Genomic DNA, 11,938 nt, shown 5'->3' on the forward strand with positions numbered 1-11,938 from the left:
CACCTGCCCGACGGCAACATCGAATACCTCGGCCGCAACGACGACCAGGTCAAACTGCGTGGCCTGCGTATCGAACTGGGCGAAATCCAGGCCGGCCTCACGGCCATCGAAGGCGTCAAGGAGGCTGTCGTGCTCGCCCATGACCAACGCCTGGTGGCTTACTACACCGGCGCCCTGCACAGCACGGACACCCTGCGCACGGCGCTGCTCGCGCAGTTGCCGGAGTTCATGGTCCCGGCACTGTTCATGCACCTCGACACCCTGCCGCTGAGCCCCAACGGCAAGCTCGACCGCAAGGCCTTGCCTGCACCCGGTGCCATCGAGGACCGCCCCTACGCTGCCCCCGAAGGCGAAACCGAAACCCTGCTCGCGGCCCTGTGGTGCGAACTGCTGGGCGTGGAGCAGGTGGGGCGGCATGACAACTTCTTCGAACTGGGCGGCCACTCGCTGCTGGCCGTGACATTGACGTCACGGCTACGCGAGCAAGGCCTGGAGGCCGATGTGCGCGCCTTGTTCGACCAACCGACCCTGGCCGGCTACGCAGCCATCACAGACAGCATGGAGATCGTCCTGTGAGCATCAACCAATTACTGGCAACACTGACCGCGCAGAATGTGCAGCTGGCACTCAAGGATGGCCAACTGGTGGTCCAGGGCAACCGCCAGGCGCTGACCGACAGCACCCTGGTGGCGCAACTGCGTGCGCACAAACCCACCCTTGTCGGCATGCTCGAGCGAGGGGAGTACGTGGCGGTCAAGCAGGGCGCGGTACAGGTGCCGGGCAACCTCATTGCGCCAGGCTGCACGCACATCACCCCGCAACTGCTGAACCTGGTCACGCTCGACCAGGCCAGCCTGGACAGCGTGGTCAGCGTGATCCCGGGTGGCGCGGCCAACGTGCAGGACATCTACCCACTGGCGCCGTTGCAACAAGGCATGCTGTTCCACCACGCCAGTGCCAGCGACCATGACCCGTACGTGATGCAGGCGCGCTTTGTGTTCGCCAGCGAGGCGCGCCTGCAGGCATTCGCCGACGCCTTGAACGGGGTGATCGCCCGCCACGATATCCTGCGCACCTCGGTGCACTGGCAAGGGTTGCAAGCGCCGGTGCAGGTGGTATGGCGCAAGGCCGAACTGACGGTCATGACCCTGCCCGTCGATGCCCCAAAGCGTGACTGGCTCGACCTGACCCAGGCGCCGCTGATGCGCCTGCTGCGTGATGCGCCACAGGCCGACGGGCGCCTGACTGCGACCTTGCAGTTCCACCATATCGCCATGGACCACAGTGCCCTGGAGGTGGTGCGCCACGAGCTGATTGCATTTCTCAGCGGCGCTCAGGCGCAACTGGGCACACCGGTGCCGTTTCGCAACTATGTTGCGCAGGCGGTGCTGGGGATCAGCGAAGCCGGGCACGAAGCATTCTTCCGCGACATGCTTGGCAGTGTCGACGAAGCCACCCTGGCGTATGGCTTGCAGGACGTGCAGGGCGCTGGCGAGGTGCATGCCGAGCACCAGCTCGACCTGCCATTGGCCCTGTGCCAAGGCTTGCGCGCCCAGGCCCGCAGCCTGGGGGTGAGCGTCGCCAGCCTGTTCCACCTGGCCTGGGGCCGGGTACTGGGGGGCCTGACCGGGCGTGAGCAGGTGGTGTTCGGCACCGTGCTGATGGGCCGCCTGTTGGGCGCCGAGGCGACCGACCGGGCGCTGGGGATCTTCATCAATACCTTGCCACTGCGGGTTGACCTGGGCAGCGCCGACCTGGGCAGCGCGGTGCGCGCCACCCACCAGCGCCTGAGCGCGCTGATGCGCCATGAACATGCGCCCCTGGCCTTGGCCCAACGCTGCAGCGGCGTGGCCGCACCGGCGCCGTTGTTCAATGCGTTGCTGAACTACCGCCACAGCGCGCCAGGCAGCAGCGAGCCACGCCGTGCCGCCTTGAGCGGCATCGATATCATCGACTCGGCCGAAGCGACCAACTACCCGCTGACGCTGAGCGTGGACGACCTGGGCGAGGCGTTTCGCCTGACCTTGCTGGCCAGCCCGCAAGTGCCGGCACAGCGCGTGTGTGCGTATGTCCAGCAAACGCTGGAAAGCCTGCTGCAAACCCCACACCTGGCGGTGAACCGGCTGGCCATGCTGCCCCCCGCTGAACGCGAAACGCTGCTGGAAGGCTTCAACGCTTGCGCCACCCGCCACGCGCAGCACCTGACCCTGCACCAACGTATCGAGCAACAGGTTGCCCGTTGCCCAGAGGCCATCGCGGCAACGAGTGGCGGCGCCCAACTGAGCTACGGCGAACTCAACCGCCGCGCCAATGCCTTGGCCCACCACCTGATCAGCCTGGGTGTGCGCCCGGACGACCGGGTGGCCGTGGTGGCCCGGCGCGGCCTGGACACGCTGGTCGGCCTGCTGGCCGTGCTCAAGGCCGGCGCAGGTTACGTGCCGGTAGACCCGGCGCACCCCGACGAGCGCATCGGCTACCTGCTGGCAGACAGCAGCCCCGCGGTGGTACTGACGCAACAGGCGTTGAGCCATCGCCTGGGTCACACCGGCGTACCGCTGCTGTTACTGGACCAGGCGGACTGGCCTGCCAGCGACGCCAACCCGGTCGTGCCCGGGCTTGCTGCGCAGCACCTGGCCTATGTGATCTACACCTCCGGCTCGACCGGGCAGCCCAAGGGCGTGATGGTTGAACACCGCAGCGTCAGCAACCTGGTTGACTGGCACTGCCGTGCTTTCGACCTGTGCCAGGGGCGGCACACCTCCAGCCTGGCCGGCTTTGGCTTCGATGCCATGGCCTGGGAAGTGTGGCCGGCATTGTGCGCCGGGGCCACGCTGCACCTGGCGCCGACCACCGAGGGCCACGACGACCTCGACGCCATGCTCGCCTGGTGGCAGGCGCAGCCGCTGGACGTCAGTTTCCTGCCCACACCGGTGGCTGAATATGCCTTCAGCCATCACCTGGAACATCCGACCTTGCGCACCCTGCTGATAGGTGGCGACCGCTTGCGCCAGTTCAATCGCACCCAGCGCTTTGCCGTGGTCAACAACTATGGGCCGACCGAGGCCACTGTGGTGGCCAGTTCCGGGGCGCTGGAGGCGGGCGGTGTGCTGCATATCGGCAAGCCGGTCGACAATGCGCGGCTGTACGTGCTCGACGCGCATATGCAACCGGTCGCCCTGGGCGTGCCGGGCGAGCTGTACATCGGTGGCGTCGGGGTTGCCCGGGGCTACTGGAACCGCCCGCAGTTGACCGCCGAGCGGTTCTGCGACGATCCGTTCATGGCGGGCGGGCGCCTGTACCGCACCGGCGACCTGGTGCGCTGGCTGCCGGACGGCACGCTCGACTACCTGGGCCGTAACGATGACCAGGTGAAAATCCGCGGCGTACGCATCGAGCTGGGCGAAATCGAAAGCCGCCTGGCAGCCTTGGCCGGTATCGCCGAAGCGGTGGTCATCGCGCGTGAGGATGAACCCGGGCACCCGCAGCTGGTGGCGTATTTCACCGCCAGCCCCGACGTGCAGCCGCTCAACCCTGAAGGCCTGCGCGGGCAGCTGCAGGCACACCTGCCGGCCTACATGGTGCCGGTGGCGTTCGTCGAGCTGCCGGTGTTGCCACTGACGGCCAATGGCAAGCTCGACCGCCGGGCGTTGCCGCGCCCTGGGCGTGCGGCGCTGTTCGAACAGGCTTACGCAGCGCCGCAGGGTGAGCTGGAGCTGGCCCTGGCACAGATCTGGGCGGAACTGCTGCAGGTCGAGCGCGTGGGGCGCGACGACCATTTCTTCAGCCTGGGTGGCCATTCGCTGCTGGCCATGCGCATGGTGTCGCAGGTGCGCGTGCGCCTGGGCGTGGAACTGAGCCTGGCCGAGCTGTTCGCCAACCCGCAGCTGGCTGCGGTAGCCCAGGTGTTGGCCGGGGCCGTTGGCACTGCGCTGCCGGCGATCGTGCCGGTGCCGCATGAGCAGCCGCTGCCGATGTCGTTCGCCCAGCAGCGGCTGTGGTTCCTGGCGCAGATGGAGGGCGGCAACCAGGCCTACAACGTGCCGTTGGCCCTGGGCCTGCGCGGGCCGCTGGATAGTGCTGCGCTGGAGGGCGCGCTGTTGCGCATCATCGAGCGCCACCAAACGTTGCGCAGCCGCTTCGTTGCGCGTGATGACGGCGCCGAGGTGGTGATTGCCGCCACTGCGGGCGACGGCTGGTTCAGCTGTGAAACACTGGCCGCTGAAGCGTTGCCAGGCCGCCTGCAGGAACTGGCGGCAGCGCCGTTCGACCTGGCCCACGGGCCGTTGCTTCGTGCCCACGTGCTGAGCTTGGGCGCGCAACACCATGTGCTGGCACTGACCGTGCACCACATCGTCGCCGATGGCTGGTCGCTGGGGGTGCTCACCCATGAACTGAGCGTGCAGTACGCAGCCGTGTGCAACGGTCGCGATGACCCGCTGCCGCCGTTGGCCATCCAGTACCCAGACTACGCGGTATGGCAGCGCCGCTGGCTGGCTGGCGAGCAGCTGCAACGCCAGGCGGCCTTCTGGCAGCAGAACCTCGAAGGTGCCCCCGAGCTGCTCAAGCTGCCTGCTGACCGGCCACGGCCGCCGCGGCAAGACTTTGCCGGTGCAAGCCTGCCGGTGCAGTTCGAGCCACGCTTGACCGCTGCCCTGCGCGGCCTGGCCCGGCGCCACGGGGTGACGCTGTACATGACCGTGCTCGGTGCCTGGGCGGCCCTGCTCGGCCGCCTGGCAGGCCAGCCGGAAGTGGTGGTGGGCTGCCCGGTGGCAGGCCGCGGCCGGGCCGAGCTGGAGCCGCTGGCCGGGTTGTTCGTCAACACGCTGGCCATGCGCATCGACAGCAGCGCAGCAGGCACCGCGCAGGCACTGTTGCAGCAGGTGCGCGAGCGCGTGTTGCAAGCCCAGGCCCACCAGGATCTGCCGTTCGAGCAGGTGGTGGAAATGCTTCGCCCGGCGCGCAGCCTTGCGCACACGCCGCTGTTCCAGGTCAGCTTGAACTGGCAGGCCACCCAAGGCGCAGCCTTGCACCTGCAAGGCCTGCAACTGGAGGCCGTGCCCCAGGCCGCGGCAGTGGCCAAGTTCGACCTCACGCTCAACCTGGGCGAGCAGGGCGATACCTTGGCCGGCAGCCTTGACTACGCAACGGCACTGTTCGACGCCGCCACCGTGCAGCGCTACCTGGGCTACTTCGAGCGCCTGCTGTGGGCCATGGCCGATGATGACCAGCAAGCCCTGGCCCAGGTGGAGCTGATTGACGAGGCGCAGCGCCAGGATTTGCTACACGCGCGCAACGCCACCCATTACGCCTACCCGCGTGACGTTGCCGTGCACCACCTGTTCGAGCAGCGCGTGGCCCTCCACCCGCTGGCTGTGGCGGCGGTGCAGGGCGAACAGACCCTTTGCTATGGCGAGCTCAACGAGCGCGCCAACCGCCTGGCCCACTACCTGAACGCCAGCGGGGTAAAGCCTGGCGCTTGCGTGGCCATCCTGTTGCCGCGTTCGCTGTCACTGCTGGTGGCGCAACTGGCCGTGCTGAAGTGCGGTGCCGTCTACGTGCCGCTCGACCTGCATGCCCCCGCCGAGCGTCAGCTGTTCATGCTCGAGGACTGCCAGGCCGCGTTGCTGCTCACGGTTGCCGGCATGGCACCTGGCCTGCCGGTGCCCCGCCTGGAACTCGATGGGTTGGCACTCGACTGCCAACCCGTCGTCAACCTTGCCGCGGTGCTGGATGCCGGCAGCCCGGCGTATGTGATGTACACCTCCGGCACCACCGGCACACCCAAAGGCGTGTGTGTGCCGCACCGGGGCATCGCGCGCCTGGTATTGAACAACGGCTATGTCGACCTGCTGGCCAGCGACCGCTTCGCTTTTGCCTCCAACCCCGCATTCGATGCCAGCACCTTTGAGGTCTGGGGCGCGCTACTGAACGGGGGCCAGGTGCGCGTGATCGATCATGCCACGCTGATCGACCCCGCTAGCTTTGCCACGGCGCTGCTGGAGCAGCAGGTCAGCGTGCTGTTCCTGACCACTGCGCTGTTCAACCAGTATGTACAGCTGGTCCCTGCGGCGCTTGCCCGGCTGCGCGTGTTGCTGTGCGGTGGCGAACGTGCCGAGCCGGCAGCGTTCCGGGGTTTGCTGCAACAGGCCCCCGGCTTGCGTTTGTTCAACGGCTACGGGCCGACCGAAACCACCACCTTTGCGGTGACCTGCGAGGTACGCGAGTTGGCGGAAGACGCCGCGCAGGTACCCATTGGCCGGCCTATCGGCAATACCCAGGTGTATGTGCTGGATGCCTGGCAACGGCTGGTGCCAGAAGGTGTGGTTGGGGAACTGTACATTGGTGGCGATGGCGTGGCGCTGGGCTATTTGAACCGTGCCGAGCTGACGGCCCAACGTTTCATCGACGACCCCTTCAGCACCCAGCCGGGTGGGCGCTTGTACCGTACCGGCGACCTGGTGCGCTGGCGCGGCGACGGCCAACTGGAGTACCAGGGGCGCAACGACGATCAGGTGAAGATCCGCGGTTTTCGCATCGAGCTGGGCGAGATCGAGCAGCAGTTGGCTCAGGCCCCGGGCATCGGCGAAGTCGTGGTAATGGCCGTTGCCGATGCGTCCGGGCCGTTGCGCCTGGTGGCCTGGTACACCCGCCAGGCTGCCAGCCTGGACGCCCTGCAACTGCGGGGCTACCTGCGCGGCCGGTTGCCGGAGTACATGGTGCCATCGGCGTTCGTCGCCTTGGCAGGGCTACCGTTGAACGCTAACGGCAAGGTCGATCGCCGGGCCTTGCCGGCACCGGGGCCGCAGGACTTTGCGGTGGCGGCCTACGAGGCGCCCGAAGGCGAGCGCGAGCAGGCCTTGGCGGCGCTGTGGTCAGAGTTGCTGGACGTACAGCCGATCGGCCGCCAGGACCGCTTTTTCGAGCTGGGCGGCCATTCGCTGCTGGCCATGCGCATGCTGGCGCAGGTGCGCCAACGGCTGGGCCATGAGTTGGCACTGGCCGACCTGTTTGCCGACGACAGCCTGGCAGCGGTGGCCACCTGCCTGACGCGCGAGGGCCAGGCGTTGCCGGCCATCACGCCGGCGCCCCGCACAGGCCGGCTGCCGCTGTCGTTCGCGCAACAGCGCCTGTGGTTCCTGGCACAATTGCAGGAAGCCAGTGCGGCCTATCACATCCCCATCGCCCTGCGCCTGCAGGGCCCGCTGCAGCGTGCCGCACTGGAGCGCACGCTGCACCGGCTGATCGAGCGGCACGAAAGCCTGCGTTGCCACTTTGTCGCAGCGGATGGCGAGCCCCATGTACGCCTGGCCAGTGACAGCCGCGGTTTCAGCCTGGGTTGGCAGGACTGCCCAGGCCTTGACCCGGTGGCGTTGGCGGCGTTGCTGCGCGAAGACGCCGGCCAGGCCTTTGCCTTGGCCCATGACCTGCCCATCCGCGGGCGGCTGTTGCGCCTGGGCCAGGACCACCATGTGCTGCTGCTGACGCTGCACCACCTGGTCGCCGATGGCTGGTCGCTGGGGGTACTGGTCAGGGAGCTGGGTGCACTGTATCAGGCCTTCAGCACCGGGCAGCCAGACCCACTGCCTGCCTTGCCGGTGCAATACCTGGACTATGCCGTGTGGCAGCGCCGCTGGTTGAGTGGCACGGCCTTGCAACAGCAGGCGGACTATTGGGCCGCACAGTTGAGCGGCGCCCCTGTGCTTATCAGCCTGCCTTGCGACCGCCCCCGCCCGGAGCGGCAGCAGTATGCCGGCGACAGTGTCGAACTGTGCCTGGATCCGCGTTTGAGCAGCGAGCTCAAAGCCCTGTGCCGGCGCCATGCGGTCACGCCATACATGCTGTTCTTGGCGGTTTGGGGGGTACTGTTGGCGCGCCTGGCCGGCCAGGACGAAGTCGTGGTCGGCTCGCCGGTCGCCAACCGCCAGCAAGCAGAGGTGGACGGGCTGATCGGCATGTTCGTCAATACCCTGGCGCTGCGCCTGGATGTGTCGGGCGGACCGGATGTGGCGACGTTGCTGGCGCGGGTAAAAGCGGTCGTACTGGGCGGCCAGGCGCACCAGGATCTGCCGTTCGAGCAAGTGGTCGAACGGCTGCGCCCACGCCGTAGCCTGGCGCATACGCCGCTGTACCAGGTGTCGCTGGATTGGGATGGCAACCCAGGCCGCGAGGCGCTGCAGTTGGCAGACCTGGCGGTGACTGCACTGGGCGGCCCGGCCAGCGTCGCCAAGGTTGACCTGAGTTTGAGCCTGGGCGAGCGTGGCGACGGCTTTGCTGGCGGCATCGTGTACGCCACGGCGCTGTTCGAGCGGGCCACCATTGCGCGGTTCGCGGGCTATTTCGAGCAACTGCTGTGGGCCTTTGTGGCCGGTGACCGTGCCATTGCCGCGCATGCCCCGCTGCTGGATGCGCACGAGCGCAAGCGCTTGCTGTTGGACTTCAACGACACAGCCGTCGCCTACGACCTGGGGCAGACCTTGCACGGCCTGATCGAGGCGCAGGTTCGGCGCACCCCCGAGGCGGTGGCGGTCAGGGCCGAGAAGGGCGAGCTGACCTACGGCCAGCTCAACCAGCAGGCTAACCGCCTGGCGCACCACTTGATCGGCTTGGGGGTCAAACCGGACGATCGCGTGGCCATCTGCGTCGAACGAAGCCTGTCGATGGTGGTGGGGCTGCTGGCCATTCTCAAGGCCGGTGGCGCTTATGTGCCGGTGGACCCGGACTACCCGGCCGAGCGCGTGCGGTACATGCTCAGCGACAGCGCGCCGGTGGCGGTGCTGGTGCATGCGGCTACCCGGCACGTCCCGGAAGTGGGTCTGCTCATTGATCTGGACCAGCCGAGCTGGACGGATCAGCCTGTGGTTGACCCGGTTGTAGCAGGGCTCAATGCCCGGCACCTGGCCTACGTGATCTATACCTCCGGTTCGACCGGGCTGCCGAAAGGCGTGATGAACGAGCATGCCGGGGTCGTTAACCGCCTGCTGTGGATGCAGAACGCTTACGGCCTGGATGCGGCCGACGTGGTGATGCAGAAAACCCCGTTCAGTTTTGACGTATCGGTGTGGGAGTTCCTCTGGCCGTTGCAGACCGGTGCACGGCTGGTGATGGCCCGCCCCGGTGGGCACCGTGATCCGGAATACCTGCGCGAGGTGATCGCCCGCGAGCACGTCACCACCCTGCATTTCGTTCCCTCGATGCTCGACGTGTTCCTCTCCTCGACAGCCCCTGTCGCCGGGGCGGCCGCGCAGCCCGATCACAACGCAAGGCCGCGCCTACCCTTGGTACGTGTGATCTGCTCGGGTGAGGCGTTGCCGGGGAATTTGGTGCGGCGCTTCCACGCTCAGTTGCCAACCGTCGAGCTGCACAACCTCTACGGCCCGACCGAAGCTGCGGTGGATGTCAGCGCCTGGCACTGCACCAGCGCTCCGGACAACACCCCGATCGGCAAACCCATCGCCAACACCACCCTGTACATCCTCGACGACCAGCAGCAACCGGTGCCCCAGGGGGTAGCCGGCGAGCTGTACATCGGCGGCGTGCAGGTGGCCCGGGGCTACCTCAACCGCGCCGAACTCACCGCCGAGCGCTTCATCGACGACCCGTTCGTACCCGGCGCACGCCTGTACCGCACCGGGGACCTGGCGCGCCACCTGCCCGACGGCAACATCGAATACCTCGGCCGCAACGACGACCAGGTGAAGCTGCATGGCCTGCGTATCGAACTGGGCGAAATCCAGGCTTGCCTCACCGGTATCGAAGGTGTCCAGGAAGCGGTGGTGATCGCACGCGAACAGCAATTGCTGGCCTACTACACCGGCCAACCCCAGACGCTGGAGGTGCTGCGCGCCGCTTTGCTCAGCCGCTTGCCGGCGTTCATGGTCCCGGCGGTACTGATTCACCTGGACACCCTGCCGCTGAGCCCCAACGGCAAGCTCGACCGCAAGGCACTGCCAGCCCCCGGCGCGGTACTGGACCGCCCGTTCGAAGCCCCGCAAGGCGACACCGAACACCTGCTGGCGGCCCTGTGGGCCGAGCTGCTGGGCGTGGAGCGGGTAGGGCGGCACGACAACTTCTTCGAGCTGGGCGGACATTCCCTGGCGGCTATCCGTCTGCTCGACAGGCTCAACAAAGCGGGCTTGCAGGCAGCCCTGAACGATGTGTTCCAGCAGCCCAGCGTCGCCTTGCTGGCAGCACGGCTGGACGACAACACCAGGCAAGCGGGTGGGGCCGTCACGGTACGTGCCGGTACGGCAGGCACGCCGCTGTTCCTGGTCCACGAGTTCACCGGGCTGGATTTCTACTTCCCCGTGCTGGGCCAGCAACTGGGCGGCGCGTTCGCGATCTACGGTTTGCCCGGCGTACCTGCCGAGCAGCCGCAACCGCGTACCTTGGAGTGCCTGGCCCGCTACCACATCGGGCAGATGCGCCAGGTTCAGCCGCACGGGCCCTACCGCCTGGCTGGCTGGTCGTTCGGCGGCATCGTCGCCTTTGAAATGGCCAACCAGTTGCTGGGGGCTGACGAAAGCGTCGAATTCGTCGGGCTGATCGACAGCTACGCGCCGCGCCTGGCCGACCAGGGCAAGGCGCGCTGGGCAGGGCACCATGCGCTGGAGCGTCAGCTATTGCTCAACTGCTCGACGTTCTGGCGCACGCAAGGGCTGGCGGCTGCCGGTAAGGTTGCGCAATTGCAGCAGTTGGAGGCGGTGCAGGCGGACTTCGCCACGTTGCTGACCGCCTGTCGAGCACAGGGCCTGCTCTATGGCCTGTGGGCGAGCATGAGCGATGCGCAACTGCTGCATTATTTCAGCCGTGAACTGGCCCATGGCTATGCCTTGGCGCATTACCGCCCGGCGCCGTTGCCCATACCGGTACACCTGTTCCGCGCCGAGCAGGGCCCAGCCCCTCTGCCGACCCTGGGTTGGGGCGAGGCACTGCCCGGCCAGCGCTTGCAGACCCTGACGGTGCCGGGCGACCACCGCAGCCTGATGCAGGCCCCGCACGTCGCTGCCCTTGGGCAGGTGATGAGCGAGGCGCTTGCCGGTTGCCCGAACGCCGTGGCACCGGCCCCGGTCGCGCACGTGGCGATCCAGAGCGGGCACGCAGGGCACGCGCCGCTGTTCTGCGTACCGGGGGCCGGGGATAGCGTCACCAGCTTCATTGGCCTTGCCGAAGCCCTGGGGCCGGACTGGCCATTGCATGGCTTGCAGGCCCGCGGCCTGGACGGTGCCGGCCTACCGCACAGTACCGTCGAAGCCGCCGCCGACAGCCATGTGCAGGCGATCGAGGCGGTGTACCCGCACGGGCCGTTGAACCTGGTCGGGCATTCGTTCGGCGGGTGGGTTGCGCATGCCATCGCCGCCCGGTTACAGGCCAAGGGCCGGCCGGTGCGCTCGTTGACCCTGATCGACAGCGAGGCGCCGGGCGCCGGAGGAACCTGCGGCCAGCCGTACACCTTCGGCGAGGCGTTGCAGCAGCTGGTTGAAGCGCTGCAACGGTCTACCGGCAAAACCTTGGCCATCGACCCGGCAGCGTTTGCCCTGGCCACGGCTGATGAGCAGTTGCGGCAGTTGCATGCCGGCATGGTGCGCAACGGGCTGTTGCCAGCGCGGTCCACGCCAGCGGTGCTGGAGGGCACAGTGCGTACCTTCGCCACGGCCCTGCGCACCGTCTATCGGCCGTCGCTGACGTATACCGGGCCGGTGGGCCTGGTATTGGTCGATGACCCGCAACTGGACGCGCTGGGCAACGCCCGCGAGCACGCTGCCATGCAGGAAGGCTGGCAGCACCTGATGCCGCAACTGACGCTGTGGCAGGGGCCGGGCGACCACTTCAGCATCTTGAAAGTGCCGGACGTGTTCAGCCTGGCGGCCTGGTGGCACGACGGCCAGGCCGTGCAGCACGGCAAGGTCAGCCCGTGACCACGGCAGCTTGCCCCCTGCCT

General features: G+C 67.7%; 2 protein-coding genes. Both read left to right on the forward strand.

What is annotated here, in order from left to right; genetic code table 11:
• On the forward strand, positions 1-576 hold a 576-nt coding region (locus tag ACF8SD_RS03375), incomplete at its 5' end, for a phosphopantetheine-binding protein (RefSeq protein ID WP_392503461.1).
• Between the two features lie 38 nt (positions 577-614).
• Positions 615-11,915: an amino acid adenylation domain-containing protein gene (locus ACF8SD_RS03380; RefSeq protein WP_392503466.1), complete on the forward strand. Its 11,301-nt coding sequence runs from the start codon at positions 615-617 to the stop codon at positions 11,913-11,915.
• Positions 11,916-11,938: the final 23 nt, after the last annotated feature.

Origin of the sequence: Pseudomonas sp. CJQ_9 (genome assembly GCF_043106615.1) — a bacterium.
Lineage (GTDB): Bacteria > Pseudomonadota > Gammaproteobacteria > Pseudomonadales > Pseudomonadaceae > Aquipseudomonas > Aquipseudomonas juntendi.